The 20,530-nt window shown below is 70.7% G+C and carries 18 protein-coding genes; 8 read left to right on the plus strand and 10 right to left on the minus strand.

The features are described from left to right. Window positions 1-7: 7 nt before the first annotated feature. Window positions 8-2,836, plus strand: a complete 2,829-nt coding sequence (gene secA / locus IEX47_RS01535) for a preprotein translocase subunit SecA (RefSeq protein ID WP_188782191.1) — start codon at window positions 8-10, stop codon at window positions 2,834-2,836. Between the two features lie 61 nt (window positions 2,837-2,897). Here secA and IEX47_RS01540 read toward each other — a convergent pair whose 3' ends face one another. After that, window positions 2,898-3,425 carry an Rv3235 family protein gene (locus IEX47_RS01540; RefSeq protein ID WP_188782193.1) on the minus strand — a complete coding sequence of 176 codons (528 nt, stop codon included), beginning with the start codon at window positions 3,423-3,425 and terminating at the stop codon, window positions 2,898-2,900. Further along, window positions 3,422-4,021: a LysM peptidoglycan-binding domain-containing protein gene (locus tag IEX47_RS01545; protein WP_188782195.1), complete on the minus strand. Its 600-nt coding sequence runs from the start codon at window positions 4,019-4,021 to the stop codon at window positions 3,422-3,424. Before IEX47_RS01545 ends, IEX47_RS01540 begins: the two co-directional genes overlap by 4 nt. A 154-nt stretch (window positions 4,022-4,175) precedes the next feature. Here IEX47_RS01545 and IEX47_RS01550 point away from each other — a divergent pair, with 154 nt between their 5' ends. Further along, window positions 4,176-4,742 carry a hypothetical protein gene (locus IEX47_RS01550; protein ID WP_229662534.1) on the plus strand — a complete coding sequence of 189 codons (567 nt, stop codon included), beginning with the start codon at window positions 4,176-4,178 and terminating at the stop codon, window positions 4,740-4,742. Window positions 4,743-4,751: 9 nt separating this feature from the next. On the opposite strand, the gene IEX47_RS01555 is transcribed toward IEX47_RS01550, so the two are convergent. Genes IEX47_RS01555 through IEX47_RS01575 form a run of 5 tightly spaced genes read right to left on the minus strand, consistent with a single transcriptional unit; the run spans window position 4,752 to window position 9,963 of the window. After that, window positions 4,752-5,081, minus strand: a complete 330-nt coding sequence (locus IEX47_RS01555) for a sec-independent translocase (protein ID WP_188782197.1) — start codon at window positions 5,079-5,081, stop codon at window positions 4,752-4,754. Window positions 5,082-5,106: 25 nt separating this feature from the next. Further along, window positions 5,107-6,252, minus strand: a complete 1,146-nt coding sequence (locus IEX47_RS01560) for an Mrp/NBP35 family ATP-binding protein (RefSeq protein ID WP_188782199.1) — start codon at window positions 6,250-6,252, stop codon at window positions 5,107-5,109. 45 nt (window positions 6,253-6,297) lie between these two features. After that, window positions 6,298-6,813, minus strand: coding sequence for a DUF1003 domain-containing protein (locus tag IEX47_RS01565; protein WP_188782200.1), 516 nt, complete (start codon window positions 6,811-6,813; stop codon window positions 6,298-6,300). Beyond that, the gene (locus IEX47_RS01570; RefSeq protein ID WP_188782202.1) at window positions 6,810-8,063 is read right to left on the minus strand and encodes a magnesium transporter MgtE N-terminal domain-containing protein; all 1,254 of its coding nucleotides are present in this window, start codon (window positions 8,061-8,063) and stop codon (window positions 6,810-6,812) included. The genes IEX47_RS01565 and IEX47_RS01570 overlap by 4 nt, the downstream gene beginning before the upstream one ends. A 34-nt stretch (window positions 8,064-8,097) precedes the next feature. Beyond that, window positions 8,098-9,963, minus strand: a complete 1,866-nt coding sequence (locus IEX47_RS01575; protein WP_188782204.1) for a hypothetical protein — start codon at window positions 9,961-9,963, stop codon at window positions 8,098-8,100. 174 nt (window positions 9,964-10,137) lie between these two features. Here IEX47_RS01575 and IEX47_RS01580 point away from each other — a divergent pair, with 174 nt between their 5' ends. From IEX47_RS01580 to IEX47_RS01590, 3 genes are read left to right on the plus strand one after another with little or no spacing between them, the layout of a single operon-like run. Next, entirely contained in the window at window positions 10,138-11,331 is a 1,194-nt protein-coding gene (locus IEX47_RS01580; protein WP_188782206.1) for an acyl-CoA dehydrogenase family protein, read from the plus strand. A 35-nt stretch (window positions 11,332-11,366) separates the two neighbouring features. After that, window positions 11,367-12,470 (plus strand): hypothetical protein, encoded by a 1,104-nt coding sequence (locus tag IEX47_RS01585; RefSeq protein ID WP_188782208.1) that lies wholly within the window; start codon window positions 11,367-11,369, stop codon window positions 12,468-12,470. 46 nt (window positions 12,471-12,516) lie between these two features. Continuing rightward, window positions 12,517-13,773: a phospholipase D-like domain-containing protein gene (locus IEX47_RS01590; protein WP_188782211.1), complete on the plus strand. Its 1,257-nt coding sequence runs from the start codon at window positions 12,517-12,519 to the stop codon at window positions 13,771-13,773. A gap of 69 nt (window positions 13,774-13,842) precedes the next feature. Here IEX47_RS01590 and IEX47_RS01595 read toward each other — a convergent pair whose 3' ends face one another. Continuing rightward, on the minus strand, window positions 13,843-14,967 hold the full coding sequence (locus IEX47_RS01595; protein ID WP_188782213.1) for a glycosyltransferase family protein: 1,125 nt from the start codon (window positions 14,965-14,967) through the stop codon (window positions 13,843-13,845). 114 nt (window positions 14,968-15,081) lie between these two features. On the opposite strand from IEX47_RS01595, the gene IEX47_RS01600 reads away from it, so the two are divergent. Beyond that, window positions 15,082-16,590, plus strand: a complete 1,509-nt coding sequence (locus IEX47_RS01600) for a class I SAM-dependent methyltransferase (protein WP_188782215.1) — start codon at window positions 15,082-15,084, stop codon at window positions 16,588-16,590. Beyond that, window positions 16,578-16,802, plus strand: coding sequence for a DUF6752 domain-containing protein (locus IEX47_RS01605; protein ID WP_188782217.1), 225 nt, complete (start codon window positions 16,578-16,580; stop codon window positions 16,800-16,802). Before IEX47_RS01600 ends, IEX47_RS01605 begins: the two co-directional genes overlap by 13 nt. A 39-nt stretch (window positions 16,803-16,841) precedes the next feature. Here IEX47_RS01605 and IEX47_RS01610 read toward each other — a convergent pair whose 3' ends face one another. Next, the gene (locus tag IEX47_RS01610; protein WP_188782219.1) at window positions 16,842-17,954 is read right to left on the minus strand and encodes an endonuclease/exonuclease/phosphatase family protein; all 1,113 of its coding nucleotides are present in this window, start codon (window positions 17,952-17,954) and stop codon (window positions 16,842-16,844) included. A 95-nt stretch (window positions 17,955-18,049) separates the two neighbouring features. Between IEX47_RS01610 and IEX47_RS01615 the strand changes: the two genes are divergently transcribed. Continuing rightward, window positions 18,050-19,087 carry a MaoC family dehydratase gene (locus tag IEX47_RS01615; RefSeq protein WP_188782221.1) on the plus strand — a complete coding sequence of 346 codons (1,038 nt, stop codon included), beginning with the start codon at window positions 18,050-18,052 and terminating at the stop codon, window positions 19,085-19,087. Window positions 19,088-19,144: 57 nt separating this feature from the next. Here IEX47_RS01615 and IEX47_RS01620 read toward each other — a convergent pair whose 3' ends face one another. Next, window positions 19,145-20,503: a cytochrome P450 gene (locus tag IEX47_RS01620; RefSeq protein ID WP_188782223.1), complete on the minus strand. Its 1,359-nt coding sequence runs from the start codon at window positions 20,501-20,503 to the stop codon at window positions 19,145-19,147. Between the last annotated feature and the right edge of the window lie 27 nt (window positions 20,504-20,530).

The following is a 20,530-nucleotide window of genomic DNA, read 5'->3' on the forward strand; positions in this document are numbered from 1 at the left end:
GACCTCAGTGGCCGTGCTCGACAAGATCCTCCGCATCGGCGAGGGCAAGATCCTCCGAGAGCTGGAGGCCGTGGCCAAGGCCGTCAACGCCATCGAGGACGACTTCTCCGCGATGTCCGATGACGAGCTTCGTGGCCAGACCACGGAGTTCCGCGAGCGCCTGGACAAGGGCGAGAGCCTCGACGACCTGATGCCGGAGGCGTTCGCGGTCACCCGCGAGGCCGCCCGCCGCGTCCTCGGCCAGCGCCACTTCGACGTCCAGCTCATGGGTGGTGCCGCGCTCCACCTCGGCAACATCGCCGAGATGAAGACCGGTGAGGGCAAGACGCTCACCGCGTCGCTGCCGGCGTACCTCAACGCGCTGGCCGACGAGGGCGTCCACGTCGTCACGGTCAACGACTACCTCGCGAAGTACCAGTCCGAGATGATGGGCCGCGTCTTCCACTTCCTCGGGATGAGCGTCGGCGTGATCCTGCCGTCGATGTCGCCGGCGGAGCGCCGCGAGGCCTACAACTGCGACATCACCTACGGCACCAACAACGAGCTCGGCTTCGACTACCTGCGCGACAACATGGCGACCGACATCGCCGACTGCGTGCAGCGTGGCCACGCCTTCGCGATCGTCGACGAGGTCGACTCGATCCTCATCGACGAGGCCCGCACGCCGCTCATCATCTCCGGCCCGACGCAGGACGAGCCGCGGTGGTACGGCGAGTTCGCCAAGATCGCGGCCAGCATGCGCAAGGACGTCGACTACGAGGTCGACGAGAAGAAGCGCACGATCTCCGTCCTCGAGCCCGGCATCACGAAGGTCGAGGACCACCTCGGCATCGACAACCTCTACGACACGGTCAACACCCCGCTGATCTCGTTCATGAACAACGCGATCAAGGCGAAGGAGCTCTTCCGCAACGACAAGGAGTACGTCGTCATCAACGGCGAGGTGCTCATCGTCGACGAGCACACCGGCCGCATGCTGCCGGGCCGCCGCTACAACGAGGGCCTCCACCAGGCGATCGAGGCCAAGGAGGGCGTGCAGGTCCGCGAGGAGTACCAGACGCTCGCGACCGTCACCCTGCAGAACTACTTCCGCCTCTACAAGAAGCTCTCCGGCATGACCGGTACGGCGATGACCGAGGCCGGCGAGTTCAACAAGATCTACAACCTCGGTGTCGTGCCGATCCGCACGAACATGCCGATGGCGCGCATCGACCAGCCCGACCTCGTCTACCGCACCGAGGAGGCGAAGTTCACGGCCGTCGTCGAGGACATCGCCGAGCGCAACAAGAAGGGCCAGCCGGTCCTGGTGGGCACCGTCTCGGTCGAGAAGTCCGAGCACATCTCGCAGCTGCTGAAGAAGAAGGGCGTCCCGCACTCGGTGCTGAACGCCAAGTTCCACGCCGACGAGGCCAAGATCGTCGCGATGGCCGGCCACAAGGGCGCCGTCACGGTCGCGACCAACATGGCCGGTCGAGGCACCGACATCATGCTCGGTGGCTCCGTCGAGTTCCTCGCCGACGCCGAGCTGCGCAAGAAGGGCCTCGAGCCTCTCGGCGAGACCGCTGACGCCTATGACGCGGCCTGGCCCGAGACCGTCGAGCGGATCAAGGCGCAGGTCCGTGCCGAGCACGACGAGGTCAAGGAGCTCGGCGGCCTCTACGTCGTCGGCACCGAGCGCCACGAGTCGCGCCGCATCGACAACCAGCTCCGTGGTCGTTCCGGCCGCCAGGGTGACCCGGGTGAGTCGCGCTTCTACCTCTCGCTCCAGGACGAGCTCATGCGGCTCTTCAAGTCGGACTGGGTGGACCGCGTGCTGACGATGCTCAAGGTCCCCGACGACATGCCCATCGAGAACAAGCGCGTCACCGGTGCCATCGCCAACGCGCAGGGCCAGATCGAGGGCCAGAACTTCGAGTCCCGCAAGAACGTCCTCAAGTACGACGACGTCATGGACCGCCAGCGCAAGGTCATCTACGCCGAGCGCCGCGAGGTGCTCGAGGGCGCCGACCTCGAGTCGCTGATCCGCACCTTCATCGACGACGTCGTGGCCGCCTACGTCACCGGCGCGACCGAGGGCTACGCCGAGCAGTGGGACCTCGACGCCCTGTGGACCGCCCTCGGCCAGCTCTACCCGATCTCGCTGCGCCACGCCGACCTCGCCGCCAGGACGGGCGGCGTCACCGGCCTCGAGGTGCAGACGCTCATCGACGCGATCCGCGCCGACGCCCACGCGGCGTACGACGCGCGTGAGGAGCAGATCGGCGAGGAGACGATGCGGGAGCTCGAGCGCCGCGTGCTGCTCTCCGTGCTCGACCGGAAGTGGCGCGAGCACCTCTACGAGATGGACTACCTGCGCGAGGGCATCTACCTCCGTGCCTACTCGCAGCGCGACCCGCTGGTGGAGTACCAGCGCGAGGGCTTCGAGATGTTCACCGCGATGATGGAGGGCATGAAGGAGGAGGCCGTCGGCTACCTCTTCAACGTCGAGGTCCAGGTCGAGGAGGAGCCCTCCGGGGAGTTCCACTTCCACGCCGACGGCTCGCGCCACGACGGCCCGATGCACGAGGGCGCCTTCGCGGAGCCTCCTGCCCAGGCTCCACAGCGGCCGGTCGTCAAGGCGAAGGGCCTGGAGACTCCCGAGCCGCCGCGCAACCTCTCCTACGCGGGACCGACCGAGGACGGCGAGGTCGCGGTGACCCGCGAGGCCGGCCCGGCCGACCCCTACGAGAACACCGGGCGCAACGACAAGTGCCCCTGTGGCTCGGGCAAGAAGTTCAAGCAGTGCCACGGTGCCCCCGGCGGGCCGACCGGCCAGACGGCTCGCGTCTCCGGCTGACAGCCGGCACCGCGTGACAGCGCCGCCCCACGGACTCCGTGGGGCGGCGCTGCTGCTCTTCTCAGGCGAACTCGAGGGCCGTGCAGAGCCACCGGCCGCCGTCGTGCTCGAGCCGGGCGGCGACGGCCCGGACGCGCGGCCCGTACTGCACCGTGATCGCGGCCTCGGCGACCCCCGCGTCGACGAAGCAGAGGCGCACCTGACGGACCTGGGGCCGCACGGCGGGACGCCGCGGGCCGTGGCCGCCGGACTGGCGCAGGGTGGCCTGGGCGATCACACGGGAGCGGTAGGCGAGCTCGCGGTAGACCGCGGGCGTCGCCCAGCGCAGGAGCTGGTTGACCGGACGGTCGCCGAGGACGGCCTCGACGCTGGCCTGGCCGAAGGCGAGGGCCCACCGGTGCGCCTCGCGCCGGACTGCGGGTGGCACGACGACCGCGTCGGCACCCCGCAGCACCGAGGTCTCGGGGACCACCGGGGCAGCCAGCCGCGAGGAGGTCCGGTCGAGCGGCCCGCCCTCGAGGTCGAGCGTCTCCTGGACGACGCGCAGGGGAGCGGGCGCCCACGTCCGCTGCGTGGCGACGGCGCTCATCGCTGCGCCTCCGGCAGCTCGAGGCGCTGACCGGGCTCGATCACGTCGGGGTCACCGCCGACGACCTCGTGGTTGGCCCGCCAGAGCGTGTGCCACGCCTGGTCGATCTCGGCGTCGCTCGCGCCAGCGCCGAGCCGTGAGGCGGAGATCGACCAGAGGGAGTCACCAGGCTCGACGATCCGTGACCGGTGCGCGGCACGCGGCTGTGTGGGGGAGACCGGGGTGGGTGGCGCCTGCGCCTGCGCCTGCGCCGTCAGCGGTTGCGGGGGCTGGCCGGCGACGCCGCTCACGGGGTCGGCATGGGCGGCAGGGACCACGCCCGTCGCGAGGGCGACGCCACAGCCCGCCAGGACGAGGCGGCGGACCGCGCCGCGCACGCCGGGCAGGTCGACGCGGTGCACGCCGTGGAGCGCCTCGAGGGTCGCCGCGGTCATCACGCACCACAGCCACGTGACCGAGGCCGCGAGGGCGACGGTGGCGCCGAAGGCGAGCACGGGCGCGAAGGCCGTGCCGCCCGGCGCGGTGATCTCCTGCCGCGCCGCGACGAGCTCGGCCCGCGCGAGGAGCAGGGCGCTGGCGGCACCTGCGCTGAGCACTGACCAGAGGAGGAGGCACCTGGAGGCGGGTGCGCGCCGAGAATCCCGAGACATGATGAACGACCCCGACCTATGCGTTTGCGTGCGTTTGCATCACTACACGTTGGTTATCGCGCATTGTCAAGGTTGGTGTGCACAGGCTTGGATGTCAGGCATGACGGTGGTGGCCTCGTCGCAACTCGGGAGGTGGCAGATGGCGTACGACGACGACCGCGGGCTCGCGGCGTTCCTCGACGACCTGGAGCAGGAGGCCCAGGGGGCCTGGGCTGCGGAGCGCGGGCTGGAGGTCGCCGAGCGCGCGCGGGCGGAGTACGCCCGCGTCGGGCTGCCCGGGCGTTTGATGGCCGGCCTCGGCGGCCGGGTGGCCCTCCAGGTGGCCGGTGTGGGCACGGTCGAGGGCGAGCTCGTGCGCGTCGCGGATGGCTGGCTCCTGCTCGCAGACGGCGCGGTCGAGTGGATCGTGCTCCTCGACGCCGTGGAGACGGTGCGGGGCCTGCCACCGCGGGCTGTCCCGCCCGAGGCGTGGCCGGTGACGGCACGGCTGGGAGTGGGCTCGGCGTTGCGCGCGATGGTGGGGGAGCGGTGCCTGGTGCGCCTGCGGAGCGGCGGTCAGCTCGACGGCCGGGTGGGCCGGATCGGCGCCGACTTCGTCGAGCTCCAGCCCGACGGTGGGGCGACGGCCCTCGTGGCGTTCACCGCCGTTGCGGCTGTGCGCCGCTGAGGCTGCGCCTCAGGTGGCGTCGGCGTCGAAGGGCGGCCGCTCGCCGGCAGCGAGGGGGCGCAGGCCGGCGCGGGTCGCCTCCTCGTCGTCAGCGTCGCGCAACGCCTCGTCGATGTGCTTGCGCACCATCCGCCGTGGGTCGAGGTCGCGCAGCTCGAGGTCGGCGTACTCCGGGCCGAGCTCGCGGCGGAGGTCGTCGCGCGCGGCGTCCGCGTAGCCCTTCAGGCGACGGATGAACCGCCCAGCCTGCGCCGCGAACTCGGGCAGGCGGTCGGGCCCCATGACCAGGACGACCACGAGCCCGATGACGAAGAGCTCGCCCCAGCCGACATCCAACACGCGCAGAGCCTAGCCGGGCGCCCGGTCAGAACTTGCTGGAAGGCGTGAGACCGAGCTGCATGCCGGCGAGGCCACGCCCACGGCCGGAGAGCGCGTCGGCGACCTGCGTGATCGCCTGGGCGCCCGCGGAGGTCGGGTCGGCCTCGACCACCGGCTTGCCCGCGTCACCGCCCTCGCGGAGGGACGGGTCGAGGGGGATCTGGCCGAGGAGCTTCACCTCGTAGCCGAAGCGCTGCGAGAGCGTGTCGGCCACGCGCTGGCCACCGCCCGAGCCGAAGGGCTCGATGCGGGAGCCGTCGGGCAGCTCCATCCAGGACATGTTCTCGACGACGCCGACGACGCGCTGGTGCATCATCGAGGCCATCGTGCCGGCACGCTCGGCGACCTCGGCGGCGGCTTCCTGCGGCGTCGTGATGACGACGACCTCGGCGTTGGGCAGGTGCTGGCCCAGCGAGATCGCGATGTCGCCGGTGCCCGGCGGAAGGTCGAGGAGGAGGACGTCGAGGTCGCCCCAGTAGACGTCGGCGAGCATCTGCACGAGCGCCCGGTCGAGCATCGGGCCACGCCAGGCGATGACCTGGTCACGGCGCGGCTTGAGCATGCCCACGGAGATCACCGAGACGCCCGACGGGGTCGGGACCGGCATGATCAGGTCCTCGACCTGGGTCGGGCGGGAGTCCGCCACACCGAGCATGGCGGGGATCGAGTGGCCGTAGATGTCGGCGTCGACGACACCGACCTTGAGGCCCTGCTTGGCGAGCGCGATGGCCAGGTTGGCGGTCATCGAGGACTTGCCGACACCACCCTTGCCCGACGCGATCGCGTAGACCTTGGTGAGCGATCCCGGCTTGGCGAAGGGGATCTCGCGCTGGGCGTGGCCGCCGCGGAGCGTCTCCTGCAGCTTCGCCCGCTGGTCGGCGTCCATCACGCCCATGTCGACCGTGACGCCGGTGACGCCGGCGACCTTCGAGACGGCGGCGGTCACGTCGCGCGTGAGGGTGTCCTTCATCGGACAGCCCGCCACCGTGAGCAGGAGCCGGACCGTCACCGCGCCGCCGTCGGTGATGTCGACGGTGTCGACCATGCCGATCTCGGTGATGGGGCGCTTGATCTCGGGGTCGTTGACCGTCGCCAGCGCGGCGTTGACCTGCTCGAGGGAGGGGGTGCTCATGGTGCCCAAGGGTACGCGGTGACCCCGCGCCCCCGGACAGCAGGATCAGCGGCTGGAGGGGTGATCCTCGTCGCCCGCCGGCTCGGGGTCGGGCGTGAGGTCCTCGCGGAGTGAGCGGAGCTCGGAGCGGAGGAAGTCGCGGGTCGCGACCTCGCCCACCGACATGCGCAGCGAGGCGACCTCGCGGGCGAGGAACTCCATGTCTGCGTGGGCGCGCGCGTTGGCCTGGCGGTCCTGCTCGGCGATCACCTTGTCGCGCTGCTCCTGGCGGTTCTGCGCGAGCAGGATCAGCGGCGCGGCGTACGACGCCTGGAGGCTGAGGATGAGGGTGAGGAAGGTGAAGGAGTACGGGTCGAACCGCATGTCCTTCGGCGCGAGGGTGTTCCAGCCGAGCCAGAGGATGACGAAGATCGTCATCCAGATCAGGAACTTCGCGGTGCCCATGAAGCGCGCGAACTTCTCGGCGAAGACGCCGAACTCCTCGGTGCTCAGCTTCGGGGCGCGCAGCGGCTTCCGCTTGTCACGGGGTACGTCGAGGCGCTTCTGCGTGGTGCTGCTCATCGGCGCCCGCCCAGGTCGCGCTGGTCACGCCAGCCGGTGGGGAGCATGTGGTCGAGGAGGTCGTCGACCGTGACCGCGCCGAGCAGGCGTCCCTCGTCGTCGACGACCGGCGCCGCGACCAGGTTGTACGTCGCGAGGTGGGCCGCGACGTCCTCGATCGTGGAGTCGACGCGCAGGGGGTCGAGGGAGTCGTCGAGCGCAGCCGCCACGAGCGTGGAGGGAGGCTCGCGCAGCAGGCGCTGGATGTGGGCGACGCCGAGCAGCTTGCCCGTCGGCGGCTCGAGCGGCGCGCGGCAGATGTAGACCAGCGACGCCAGCGACGGGGTGAGGTCGGGGTTGCGCACGTGGGCGAGCGCATCGGCGATGGTGGCGTCGGGGCCGAGGATCACCGGCTCGACGGTCATCATGCCGCCGGCGGTCTCCTCGCCGTACGACAGCAGGCGCTTGACGTCCTCGGCGCCCTCGGGCTCCATCAGCTCGAGCAGGGTCGCGGCGGTCTCGGGGGAGAGGTCGGCGATCAGGTCGGCGGCGTCGTCGGGCGACATCTCCTCGAGGACGTCGGCGGCGCGCTCGGAGTCGAGGTGCTCGAGGATCTCGACCTGGTCCTCCTCGGGGAGCTCCTCGAGGACGTCGGCCAGGCGCTCGTCGTCCATGCCCGCGACCACAGCCGTACGCCGCTCGGGCGGGAGGTCGTGGATGACGTTGGCCGCATCGGCCGGGCGCATCTCGTTGAGCGAGGCGATCAGGTGGGTCGCGCCCTGCGTGGCCTGGGCGTGGGCGAGGCCGACGACGTCGGTCCACTCGAGCACGTGGGTCTGGCCGCGGCGGCGCAGCCCCTTGCCGGGCTCCTGGATCGCGACGCGGGAGAGCACCCAGTCGCGGGTCCTGCCCTGCTCCATGGCGACGTCGTAGACGGTGCCGGTGGTGTCGCTGCCACGGACGCTCACGTGGCGGTCGAGCATCTCGCCGACGACCAGCGTCTCGGTGCTGCGCTGCTCGAAGCGGCGCATGTTGACCAGGCCGGTCGTGTGCACCTGACCGCTGTCGACGCTGGTCACGCGGGTCATCGGGACGAAGACGCGCTTGCGCCCGAGGACCTCGACGACGAGGCCGAGGACGCGCGGCTGCCGGCCGTCGGTGCGCAGGGTCACCACGACGTCGCGGACCTTGCCCACCTGGTCACCCAGGGGGTCGAAGATCGGCAGCCCGACGAGGCGGGCGACGAAGACGCGAGAGGGCGAGGTGCTCACGGGGCCACCGTATCGGGGTAGGGGAGGGTGCGGCTCAGGGTCCGAAGACGCCGAGCCGCAGGTGGGCGTCGAACCTGCTGCGCGGGATGGCGGGCAGGGTCAGGGCGGAGGCTGCGAGGTTCCCGATGACGCCGGTGTTGATCGGCGTACCGGTGGCCGGCAGGCGCTGCGACCCGGCGGGCCGGGTGTACTGCGGGTTCATCGCGTAGAGGTCGGCGTGCGGGACCGAAGGCCCCCACACCACCAGCGGTACGCCGTACCCGTAGGTGGACACCGGGGCGCCGGGCACGCTCGCGGTGACCACGACGAGCGTCGATCCGGCCGTGCTCGCGGTGCCCTGGAGGCCGCCGACGAGGCGGCGCAGGCGGGTGTCGGCGACGCTGACCGCCCGGATGTACTCGGTGCTGTGCCAGCCGTAGCGCTCTCCGGCACGCAGCACGCCGCCCAGCTGCAGCACGGTGATCCGGGCCGGCCGGTCGGTGAGCGCCTGGCGGGCGGCCTTGTACGGGTCGGCGTCGGACGTGGAGATCAGGCGGCCGTCGATCTTGCCGCGGCCGTTGTCGACGCCGTACTTGTCGCTGCCGGCGAGGCTGGAGTCCCACGTGCGGGTGACCAGCTTGGAGCGCGCGTCGCCGGAGTAGAAGGCCGTGCGCATGCCGAGGTTGTGCGCCATGTCGTAGATGCTCGAGACGTACTGTCCGGCGGCCGCGTGGACGGACGGCCCGCTGTAGCGGTTGCTGGTGACGCCGTGGCCGCCGATGCTGGTGGCCACCGGGCGGCTGCTCAGCAGGCTGATCGTGTTGGGCAGCGCGAGGCGGTTGTCGTTGTCGGCGCGCGCCTGGAAGGTCGCGGCACCCTGCGCCACGAGCGAGGAGAGGAACGGGGCGCGGCCGGCCTTCACCGTGTTGGAGCGGAGCCCCTGGATGTCGACCACGACGACGCGCTTCACGCCGGCGGCGCGGGCCGGCTGCGGCGCGATGCTCGCGTTCGCGAAGACGAAGGCGTGGTCGGAGGTCTTGTCGACGAAGTCGCTGTCGTCCTCGGTGTAGCCGCTGAAGCCGATGTTCGACGTGCCCATGATCCAGTCGTAGATCATCGGCAGGTGCGGCTGGCAGAGGTACGGGTCGCCGTCGGCGGGCTCGCCGTGGACGCCGCCCGAGGCCGACTCGAGGTCGGTCAGGTAGGTCATCGGGCAGTAGAACTTCTCGCGGTCGTTCATGTCGCCGGTGAAGAGGACCGGGATGTCCGGGTCGGCGGCCTGGAGCTTGTTGACCAGCTTGGCCTGGACCCGCTCGGCGGCGTCGCGCCACTGCTGCGCGTCACCACGGGTGTCCGCGGGGTTGTGGGTGTTCATCAGCCACACGAGCTGGCCGGTGTGGTTGTTGCGGAGCTTCACGAGCGGGTGGATGCGCAGGTGCCCGTAGAAGTACGGCGACTTGTAGGTCAGCCGCTGGATCGCGGTCCAGTCCTTCGTCCGCCACGCGACGGACTCGGAGGTCGAGTCGGTGAACGCCCGGCCGGGCCACACGTCCCAGCTGGAGCCCATCAGCTCCTTGAACTTGTCGTACTGCGGCGGCTCGAACTCCTGGAAGCCGATCATCTGGACGTCGTGCTTCGCCATCAGCTGCGTGGTCCAGAGCATGCGGGTGTTGCCGCCGGCGTACTTGGGATAGCGGTCGCCGCCGGGCTTGGTGTGGCTGTAGCCCAGGACGTTGAAGTTCGCGACCCGGAACTGCGTGGGCGCAGCGGCGGTGGAGCTGGCCTGGCGCGCGGTGCCGGAGTGGTGCTGCCAGCCGGCGCCGGGCGCGAGCAGGGCAGCCGTCGCGACCACCGGGACGGTCACCGCGGCGAGCCAGCGGCCGAGGGTGCGGGCGGGTCGGGCGGGCGTGCTGGGGGACATGGCGACACTCCGGTCGAGCGGGCAGCAGGAACACGGTGGCTGTGACCACCGCTTGCCAGTGTGACTGAAGTGATCGGTGTGGTCCACCACGTGACGGACCCGTCACCGCCGTGACGGCGTCGACGCCCTAGACTCCCTCTGTTTTGCGCCCGCGCTCAGGAAGGTAGTGCCCCCATGGCCAAGCTGTGCCAGACCGAGGACCTCACGGATATCCAGCAGGAGATCCTGTCCACCGTCCGCCAGTTCGTGAACAGCAAGATCATCCCGGTCGCGCAGGAGCTCGAGCACTCCGACACGTACCCGCAGGAGATCATCGACGGCCTCAAGGAGCTCGGTGTCTTCGGCCTCACCATCCCCGAGGAGTTCGGTGGCCTGGGTGAGTCGATCCTGACCTACGCGCTCGTCGTCGAGGAGATCGCCCGCGGCTGGATGAGCGTCTCCGGCGTCATCAACACGCACTTCATCGTCGCCTACCTGCTCATGCAGCACGGCACCGAGGAGCAGAAGGCGAAGTACCTCCCGCGCATGGCGACCGGCGAGGTCCGTGGCGCGTTCTCGATGTCCGAGCCGGGCCTCGGCTCCGACGTCTCCGCCATCGCGACCAAGGGCACCAAGCTCGACGACGGCTCGTACTCCATCACCGGCCAGAAGATGTGGCTCACGAACGGCGCCTCGTCGACGCTCGTCGCCCTGCTGACCAAGACCGATGAGGGTGCCGACTCGGTCTACAAGAACATGACCACCTTCCTCGTCGAGAAGGAGGCCGGCTTCGGTGAGACCGCCCAGGGCGTCACCGTCCCCGGCAAGATCGACAAGATGGGCTACAAGGGCGTCGAGACGACCGAGCTCATCCTCGAGGACCACAAGATCGCCGCGGACCAGATCCTCGGCGGCACGCCCGGCAAGGGCTTCTTCCAGATGATGGACGGTGTCGAGGTCGGCCGCGTCAACGTCGCCGCCCGTGCCTGCGGCCTGGCCTGGCGCGGCTTCGAGCTCGGTGTCGCCTACGCCCAGCAGCGCAAGACCTTCGGCAAGGCCATCGCCGAGCACCAGGCGATCCTCTTCCGCCTCGCCGAGATGGCGACCAAGGTCGAGGTCAGCCACTCGATGATGGTCCGCGCCGCCCGCCTCAAGGACACCGGCAAGCGCATGGACGTCGAGGCCGGCATGGCCAAGATGGTCGCCGCGGAGTACGCCAACGAGGTCGTCGAGGACTCCTTCCGGATCCACGGTGGCTACGGCTACTCCAAGGAGTACGAGATCGAGCGCCTCATGCGCGAGGTCAAGTTCATGCTGATCGGTGAGGGCACGTCCGACATCCAGAAGATGATCATCGGTCGCCAGCTCCTCAAGGAGTACGCGCTCTGACAGGCACCCGCTGGTCCCGGCTCGAGGAGTGAGTGATGGCGCGAAGGGTCTTCTGGCACATCGGCCTGCCGAAGACAGGCACGACGTACCTGCAGGGTGTCCTGTGGGACAACCGTGAGGCCCTTCGCGCCGACGGGCTCCTCCTGCCGGGACGCGGGCACCGCGAGCACCTCTGGGCTGCCCTCGAGGTGCAGGGTCGCGACCTGACCCAGCGCGCTCCGCGTGCACCGGGCGCCTGGGAGCGCCTCGCCACCGCGATCGAGGAGCACGAGGGCGACGCCCTCCTCTCGCACGAGTTCTTCTGCGGCGCGTCGCAGGAGCAGGCCGAGCGCGCGATCGCCCGCCTGGCGCCGGCCGAGGTCCACGTCATCGTGACCGCGCGCCACACCGCCGCGATGCTGACCGCCGGGTGGCAGGAGCAGGTGAAGAACGGCGGCCTCGTCGACCTCCGCACGCTCGCCGCCACGGACGACAACTCCGAGTTCGGGTGGCGCACGTGGGACCTCCGCGGGGTCCTCGAGCGGTGGACCTCGACCCTCCCCGCCGACCACGTCCACCTCCTGCCGATGCCCGGGCGCTCCGAGCCCGCGGACCGCCACTGGCAGAACTTCCGCGAGGTCCTCGGCCTCCCCGACACGTACGCCGCGCCCCCGGCGCCGGCGAACCCGTCGCTCGGCGTGGTCCAGGTCGAGCTCCTGCGCCGGGTCAACGCGCACCTCAGCGAGTTCCGCAAGGCGATCGACCGCGGCGTGTGGATCCGTGGCTACCTCGCCGAGCAGCACCTCGCCGTACAGAAGAGGGAGCGGTTCGGCCTGCCCGAGGACCTGCTCCAGGAGTGCCGCAGCCGCGCGGAGGCTGCGGTCCGGCTCATCACCGAGCGGGGCTTCCACGTGGCCGGCGACCCCGCGGCGCTGCTCGTGCCCGAGGAGCTCCCCGCGTCGCGGCAGCTCGAGTCGGTGACCGAGGCGGAGATGCTCGAGGCTGCCGGGGCACTGATCGCGACGATGCTCGAGGACCGCCGTGAGCAGGCGAAGACGATCCGGGCGCTGCGGAATCCTCCGCCGGCCGCGGCCGCCGAACCCGAGCCGGAGCCCGTGCGCGGCTGGTTCCGTCGTGCGCAGCGTCACGCCGGCAAGTAGTCGATAGATTAGGAAGCGTCACGCGACGCTACGTATATTGCTCGGCATGTTTGCCCTCGCCACCCCTGACGTCGCGCGCCGCCGCGCGCGGCCCAGCCGGGCCCTGGTCGCCACGCCCGTCGTGGCCCTGGTCCTGTTCCTGAGCCTCATGGCGCCGGCCGGCCCCGGCACGATCCCCGGTGCCTCGGCGGCGACGTGGATGCCCACGCCGGGCGTGAAGTTCAACGTCCCGCGTGAGGGCGCGAAGCAGTACATCCTGGAGCAGCAGGTCATCGGCGCGATCAACCACGCCGTCAAGGGCTCCTACATCAAGATGTCGATGTTCTCCTTCGACCGCTGGCCTGTCGCCGACGCACTGGTCAACGCGCGGGGCCGCGGGGTCCACGTCCAGGTGATCACCAACAACCACGAGCTGCCGCCGGCGCAGGTGCGGCTGAAGAACCGGTTCGGCACGGACCGCACGAAGGCGACGTTCTTCTACCAGTGCACGGCGAGCTGCCGTGGCCAGGGCGACGTCAACCACAGCAAGTTCATCCTGTTCTCGCAGACCGGAGCCGCGACCAACGTCGTGATGCTCGGCTCGCTGAACATGAAGCGCAACGGCACCGACAACCAGTTCAACGACCTCTTCACGGTCAACAAGGCGTACTCGCTCCACAAGACGCTCGACATGGTCTTCCAGCAGATGGCGGCCGACCGCTGGGCCAAGCCCATGCGGCTCGTGCAGTCCTTCGGCACGTCGTACAACCTCGAGGTCATGCCGTTCCCGAAGGACCCGGTCGCCACCCCCGAGACGGAGTGGACGCCGTACCGCGACCCGATCATCCGGCTCCTGCGCCCCGTCAGCTGCAAGGGTGCCAGCACCTCGGACGGGCGGACCAAGATCCGCGTCGACATGCACGCCTGGGACGGCGAGCGTGGCGGCATCATCGCCCGGCGCCTGAAGTACCTCTACGACCACGGCTGCGACGTCAAGATCATGGTCGGCTTCATGTCCAAGTCGATGCGGTCGATCCTCTTCGCGCCCACGGGCCGTGGCCGAGTGCCCACGCGCAGCACCGGGTACGACACCGACGGCGACGGCATCATCGACCTGTACAGCCACAAGAAGCTCACGCTGATCCACGGCCACTACGGCACGGCCACCGGCAAGCGGATCGTGATGACCGGCTCGAGCAACTTCCAGAACGGCGGCCAGTACGGCGACGAGATCCTGTTCCAGATCTACCGTCGCTCCATCTACGACCGCTACCTGGACAACTGGAAGTGGGTGTGGGACTACCACACCCACGGCATGGCCTGAGCCGACCCGCAGTCGACCAGCACTGACAGCACCGCCCCGCAGCCGACCGGCTGCGGGGCGGTGCTGCTGTCAGCGCGTGCGCCGGCGCAGCCGTCCGCGCAGGCCGGCGTCGGCCTGGGCCTGCTTGCTGGGCGCGACCCAGCCGGTGCTGGCGTGCAGGCGCGGGGTGCTGCCCGGCACGATCTGGGTCAGGGTGCGGGTCACCTCGGGGATGCTCGCCCGCTCGTGGAGGTAGTGGCGCTTCGGCAGGTCGCGCATCGCGCCCAGCACGGTGTCGAGCTGCTCGCGCGCCCCGGTCGGGAGCGGGGCGGGACGGTGCGTGCCCTGGAGCGGGTCGACGTCGACGAGGAAGCCGAGGTCGCCGAGGACCTCGATCGGGTCCTCCATGTGCTCGCGGTAGATCTGGGTGAGGTACTTCTCCTTGACCGGCGCCGGCAGGTCGCTGGTGACCAGCACCTTGAGCGCGGTGGCGATCTTCATGCGGTGGGCACCGAAGTGGATCGACGGGCCCGAGGTGACCATGTTGGTCCACTTGCGGACGAACTCGTCGCCGGAGTACGACTCGTAGTGCAGCAGGGTGAACGCCGGGTCGTTGACGGTCGGGATGTTGACGCCGGTGTCGTCGGTGGCGCTGTGGAACTTCAGGGCCAGGTCGAGGCAGGGCCGGACCCCGACCTTGCCCGCGATGTGGCTGCGGAAGAAGAGCGAGTTGGTCGGCTCGGCCAGCAGGCCCAGCGTGACGAGGAGCTGGAGCTCGTCGTCCTCGAGGAGCCGCTTGAACCGCATCGGCACGCCGGCCGGCTCGAGCTCGCTGACCACCTCCCGCGGCTGCAGGCGTACGGCGGGCCGGTCGGCCGGCACGGCGGCCAGGGCGGCGCGGTCGATCTGGGCGACCTCGTCGGCGTCGATGTGGAAGATCCACTCGGCCCAGTCGGCGATCGAGAGCGCGGCGCGGGCCAGGTTGGCGTTGACCCGCTGGCGGCGGTTGAGCAGCGGCGGGCGCTCGCCCTGCCACCAGGACTTGTCGGTCACGATGCAGGTGACGTGCTCGACGGTGGCGAGCCAGGCCTCGACGTCCCGCGCCGGGGCGTCCAGGAAGACGATCATGTGGTCGACGCCGCCGGCCAGGTTGCCGCGGACGAACCGCTGGACGTTGTCGAGGTTGTCCTTGACGGTGCTCACGGTGACGATCACTCGCGGAAGTATAGGGGCGGCCCGCGAACGCTTCCCTATACTGCGCGGGTGGCAGCGAGCGACGGGCATCAGGGGCGGATTCGCCGGTTGCGGGTGGACGACCAGGGGCTCTTCGTGAGCGGCTCCTCCGGGGACTTCCCGGTCAACGTGGCCTTCGGTGGCCAGCGCGTCTTCTCGTTCTGGACCGGGCGCGACACCACCTCGCGCGGCGGCGAGCGCTTCTTCGCCTGGCCCCACCAGCTGAGGCGGTTCCTCAACGGCGCGGTCGAGGTCTCGCTGGTCTCGCCGGTCGACGGCACGGTCTTCGCGGAGACGAGCGCCGTGCTCGGCGACGGCGAGGGCGTCGTGTCCGTCGTCGACAAGGCGGGCAACCCGGTCGGCCTCGACAAGAGCATGCGTCTCTCGCACCTCTTCGGGCAGCGCGACGGCGCCGAGATGGAGCCGCTCCTCGACGCGCTCGAGGAGGTCCTCGAGGCCCTCGAGAAGGCGGGCGTGCGGCCCTTCGTCGCCTACGGCACCCTCCTCGGGGCCGTCCGCGACCAGGACTTCATCGGCCACGACTCCGACGCCGACATCGGCTACGTCAGCCCCTACAGCGAGCCCGCCGACGTCATCCGTGAGTCCTTCGACCTCCAGCGCAGCCTCCAGGACATGGGCTACACCGTGCAGCGCTACAGCGGCATGGGCCTCAAGGTCCTCGTCAAGGAGAACGACGGCGCCACCCGCGGCCTCGACGTCTTCGGTGGCTTCCAGCGCGAGGGGAAGCTGTACCTCATGGGCGAGGTCGGCCACCCCTTCCGTGACGAGTGGCTCTACCCGCGCACCACCGCGCAGCTCGCGGGCCGCTCCGTCCCCGTCCCGGCCGAGCCCGAGCACCTCCTCGAGGCGATGTACGGCGAGAGCTGGCGCGTGCCCGACCCGGCGTACAAGTTCACGACGCCGGTGAGCACGCAGCGCCGCCTCAACGGCTGGTTCCGTGGCACCCGCGTCGGCCTGGACACGCGCTGGGAGCGCCGCGCGGCCCGCGCCGAGGTCGTGGCGGAGCGCCGGAGCACCTTCGTCGAGTGGGCACGCGAGCAGACCCCCGACGCCCCGACGTACGTCGACGTCGGCTGTGGCGGCGGCCGCGACGCCGCGTGGCTCTCGCGTGAGGGAGCGCCGTCGGTGTGGGCGCTCGACTACTTCCAGCCGGACCTCCGCAAGGCGATGCGGATCTCCGCACGCACGGGCGCGAGCGTCAACGTGCTCTGGTGCAACCTGCTCGAGCTCCGCTCGCTGATGGAGACCACTGCGCGCATCGCACGGGTGCCGGGCCCGCGGGTCGTGCTGGCGCACCACCTGCTCGACGCCACGGACTCCTACGGCCGCCGCAACTTCCTGCGCCTCGCGCGCATGCTCACCCGTGACACGGGCAAGGCCGTCGTGCAGGCGTACGTCGCGCCGACGGAGCACAGCCGCGCGCTCGGCGTCCGGCCCCTGCGCGAGGCCGCCTTCGCGGACCTGGTCGCGGCGAGCAAGGGCGTGGTGGAGCACGTCGAGCACCTGTCAGAGGCCGAGGCGGGCGTCGCCGGCGGCAGCAACGAGAAGTCGATCGTCAGGATGGTGATGTCATGGAGTCGGTGAAGCAGCGCGCGATCAGCCGCCGCACGCTCCGCAACCGCGTCAAGGTGCTCGAGCAGGAGGTGCAGGAGTGCCGCCGGGTGAACCTGCGCGTCGCCGAGCTCTGTGACGTGATGATGGAGCTGCTGCTCCCTGTCCAGGACCGTGACGAGAAGGCCGTGGCCGAGATCCTGGACCGGTACCGCGAGGGTGTCGGCGACCCGCTGAAGGGCTGACGCCCCGGGGTTCAGTGCCGCGGGCTCAGTGCGCCGGGCTCAGTGCCGCGTGCGCGGGCAGAACCACAGGTAGCCCTTCGTCGAGGCGCCGAAGCGGCACTCGGCCGCGTTGCTGACGGCCGGCAGGGTCGCCACCGCCGTGATGAGCGGGTGGTCGGTGAGCCGGCGGTGCTGGGCGGCGAAGTCGGCGAGGAACTGCGAGAACCTGACCTTGCGGTTGCCGAGGATCCAGTCGACGTTGAGCCGCGGCGGGAGGTGGCAGCCGGCCGCGTCGGTGCGCGCCCCGTCGGCGGAGTGCATCCCGCTTTCGGCGGTGAAGGGGCAGGCGAAGGCCTGCCGGTCGTTCATGTCGCCGGTGAAGATCACCGGGGTGCCGTTGGCGCCGAGCCGCTTCGCGAGCTGCGCCTCGATGCTGAGGGCGGCGGCGCGGAAGCGCGCGAAGTTGCCGCCGATGTTGGCCGGGTTGTGGAAGTTGGCGACCCACACCCGATGGCCGGTCGTGCGGTTCTGCAGCAGGACGTAGGGCATGCCGCGCGGGTTGCCGCCGAAGTACGGGATCTCGACGATCCGGCGCTCGACCGCCTCCCAGGTGTCCTTGCGCCAGGCGAGCGAGTTGTCGGCGAGGAGCGGGCCCATGCTCACGCCGGGATAGACCTCCCACTGCCCGCGCGTCCGCGCGAGGAAGCCGTGGACCTGTGGGGTCTGGAACTCCTGCAGGCCCGCGATCGTGACCGACCGCTGGTCGAGCATGGCCACCTGGCCGGGGACGCGCGCGAGGGCACCGGCGAAGCGCTTGCGGCGCTCCGGCCCGCGGGTGTGGCTGGCGCCGAGAACGTTGAACGACGCCACGCTGACGTCGAGCGAGACCGTCGGGGGCGGCCCGCCGACGGGGACCAGCCCCTTGCGCTTCATGGTGCGCCGGAGCGCAGCCGGGGAGGGTGCGTCCTTGAAGATCTTGTCGAACTCGTCGGTGCCGGGGGAGGGCAGGGCGGTGCCGGGAGCACCGGTCGTGGGCGTGGGCGCGGGAGCCCCGGCCGCCGGCGGGGTCTTGTCGCCCGCGAGCCGCGGGGCGATGAGCAGTGCCCCGCCCACCAGCACGAGCACGAGGACGAGGCCGACGGTGGCCAGTGTCTGGCGGAGTTGGGCGCGCACGACGCTGATTCTAGGTGCGGGGAGCAGCTCGCTGAGGCCGATGTCACGACGGACAGCGGGCCTGCGCGCAAGGGTCGTGCGGCAGGATGCTGCCCATGAGCGCCAGCAAGACGAACCCGGGCAACTTCTTCGAGGACTTCACCATCGGGCAGGTGATCGAGCACGCCGTGCCGCGCACCGTCACCGAGGGCGACCGCGCCGTCTACGGCTCGCTCTACCCGACCCGTTTCGCGATCCCGTCGTCGGCCGTCTTCGCCGCGCAGTGCGGCCTCGAGGTGCACCCGGTCGAGGAGCTCATCGCCTTCCACATCGCCTTCGGCAAGACCGTCCCGGACGTCTCGCTCAACGCCGTCGCCAACCTCGGCTACGCCGAGCTCCGCTTCCACCAGCCGGTGGTGCCCGGCGACACCCTGGCGACGAAGTCCGAGGTCATCGGCCTCAAGCAGAACTCCAACGGCAAGTCGGGCGTCGTCTACGTCCGCTCGACCGCCACCAACCAGCGTGGCGAGGTCGCACTCGACTGGGTCCGCTGGGTGATGGTCCACAAGCGCGACGTCGACGCGCCGGCCCCCGAGGTCGTGCTGCCCGAGCTCGCGAAGGTCGTCGCCCCGGCGGACCTGCAGGTGCCCGCCGGGCTGGACTTCGCGGCGTACGACTTCGGGCTGGCGGGTGAGCCGTTCCGCTACGACGACTACGCGGTCGGCGAGAAGATCGACCACGTCGACGGCGTGACGCTGACCGAGTCGGAGCACCAGCAGGCGACCCGCCTGTGGCAGAACACCGCCAAGGTGCACTTCAACAAGGAGGCGCGCCCCGACGGCCGCAACCTGATCTACGGCGGCCACGTGATCTCGATGGCCCGCGCGCTCTCCTTCAACGGCCTGGCCAACGCCCAGATGATCTCCGCGATCAACGGCGGCTCGCACGTCGCCCCGGCGTTCGCCGGCACGACGGTCTACGCGTGGTCGGAGGTGCTCGACAAGGCCGAGGTCAGCGAGACGGTCGGCGCCCTGCGCCTGCGCCTGGTCGCGACCAGCGGCCGCGACGAGTCGATGACGCTGCGCAACGACGAGGGCAAGTACGCCGACGGCGTGCTGCTCGACCTGGACTACTGGGTCTTCATCCCGCGCTGAGCCTGAGGTCGTCCGCTGAGGGAGTGCTCGTGCACGCCTTCAGGCGGAGACTGCATTTCAGGAGCGCGGCGTGACCCGGGTCCGCACCGGGTCGAGCGGGAAGAGCGTGATCGCCGAGGCGACCCGCACGTCGCCGCCGGTGAGGTCCTCGAGCTCGAAGGCGCGCACCAGCATGGCCAGCGCGGCGACCGACTCGAGCATCGAGAAGTGCTGGCCGATGCAGGCCCGCGGGCCGGCGCCGAACGGCATCCACGCGTAGCGGTGGCGGCCCTTCTCCGCGTCCCCGAGGAAGCGCGTCGGGTCGAAGCGCTCGGGGTCCGGCCACAGGTCGGCGCGGCGGTGGATCGACCACGTGGAGACGACGACGTCCGACCCCGCCGGCACCCGTACGCCGCACAGGTCGGTGTCCTCGACCGCACGGCGTCCGGTGAAGGGCGCCGCCGGGTAGAGCCGCATCGCCTCCTTGAGGACTGCGGTCGTGTAGGGCAGGCCGCTGTGCGCCTGGGCGGGCGTCGGGCTGGCGTCACCGAGCACCGACCGCACCTCGTCGAGCACCTGCGCCTGCACGTCGGGGTGCTTCGCCAGCAGGTGCAGCGCGAAGGTCAGGCTGGTCGAGGTGGTCTCGTGACCGGCGAGCAGGAAGACCAGCATCTGGTCGCGGATCTCGTCGTCGCTCAGCGCGTCGGCCCCGTCGCGGACCTCGATCAGCAGGCTGGCCAGGTCGTCGCCGACGTCGATGCCGGCCCGGCGGCGACGGATGATCTCGTCGCAGACGGCGTACAGGTGCTGCTGGGCGTCGCGGATGGTGCGGTTGACCGGCAGCGGCCAGGAGAGCGGTACGCGGGCCGGCAGGGCGACGCGGCCGAGGATCGCGGCGTTGGCGACGGGCGACCAGTCGCTGACCTCCTCGGCGAGCTCGCGGAGGTCGTCGCCGAAGAGCGTGCGCGCGACGATCGCCAGCGTCAGCTCGGTCATCTCGACGTGGAGGTCGACCTCGGTCTCGTCGCGCTGCTCCCACTCCTCGATGGTCTTCGCGATCTCGTCGACCATCGCCTCGAGGTAGCCGTCGACCCGCGCACGGGTGAAGACCGGCTGGATGAAGCGCTTCTGGCGCAGCCAGTCGTCGTCCTGGGCGGTGAGGATGCCGTTGCCGAGCGCCAACCGGATCTCGTCGTAGAAGACGTTGTCCTTGCGCCAGCCCGCGAAGGTCTTCGCGCTCAGCATCTGCTCGGCCGCCTCGGGACTGTGGGCGGCGTGCAGCTCGCGGCGCAGCGGTCCGGGTGGGCCGATCCGGAACCGGACCACGTCGTGCTCGCCGTCGTACGTCGAGGCGAGGAAGTCGACCTGGTTGGCCAGGAGCTCGCGCGTGGAGCCGAGCAGGAACGAGCCGGGGTGGAGCCGCGCAGTCGTCGTCACGGCCGCAGCCTAGGTGCGTGCACGCCG

Origin of the sequence: Nocardioides phosphati (assembly GCF_014646375.1) — a bacterium.
In the GTDB taxonomy this organism is placed as follows: domain Bacteria; phylum Actinomycetota; class Actinomycetes; order Propionibacteriales; family Nocardioidaceae; genus Nocardioides; species Nocardioides phosphati.

Excerpts from the sequence above, each read along its gene's own strand:
- IEX47_RS01540 (WP_188782193.1), bottom strand. The coding sequence starts at position 3,425 with ATGAGCGCCGTCGCCACGCAGCGGACGTGGGCGCCCGCTCCCCTGCGC.
- IEX47_RS01550 (WP_229662534.1), top strand. The coding sequence starts at position 4,176 with ATGACGGTGGTGGCCTCGTCGCAACTCGGGAGGTGGCAGATGGCGTAC.
- IEX47_RS01560 (WP_188782199.1), bottom strand. The coding sequence starts at position 6,252 with ATGAGCACCCCCTCCCTCGAGCAGGTCAACGCCGCGCTGGCGACGGTC.
- IEX47_RS01565 (WP_188782200.1), bottom strand. The coding sequence starts at position 6,813 with ATGAGCAGCACCACGCAGAAGCGCCTCGACGTACCCCGTGACAAGCGG.
- IEX47_RS01575 (WP_188782204.1), bottom strand. The coding sequence starts at position 9,963 with ATGTCCCCCAGCACGCCCGCCCGACCCGCCCGCACCCTCGGCCGCTGG.
- IEX47_RS01580 (WP_188782206.1), top strand. The coding sequence starts at position 10,138 with ATGGCCAAGCTGTGCCAGACCGAGGACCTCACGGATATCCAGCAGGAG.
- IEX47_RS01585 (WP_188782208.1), top strand. The coding sequence starts at position 11,367 with ATGGCGCGAAGGGTCTTCTGGCACATCGGCCTGCCGAAGACAGGCACG.
- IEX47_RS01590 (WP_188782211.1), top strand. The coding sequence starts at position 12,517 with ATGTTTGCCCTCGCCACCCCTGACGTCGCGCGCCGCCGCGCGCGGCCC.
- IEX47_RS01605 (WP_188782217.1), top strand. The coding sequence starts at position 16,578 with ATGGAGTCGGTGAAGCAGCGCGCGATCAGCCGCCGCACGCTCCGCAAC.
- IEX47_RS01615 (WP_188782221.1), top strand. The coding sequence starts at position 18,050 with ATGAGCGCCAGCAAGACGAACCCGGGCAACTTCTTCGAGGACTTCACC.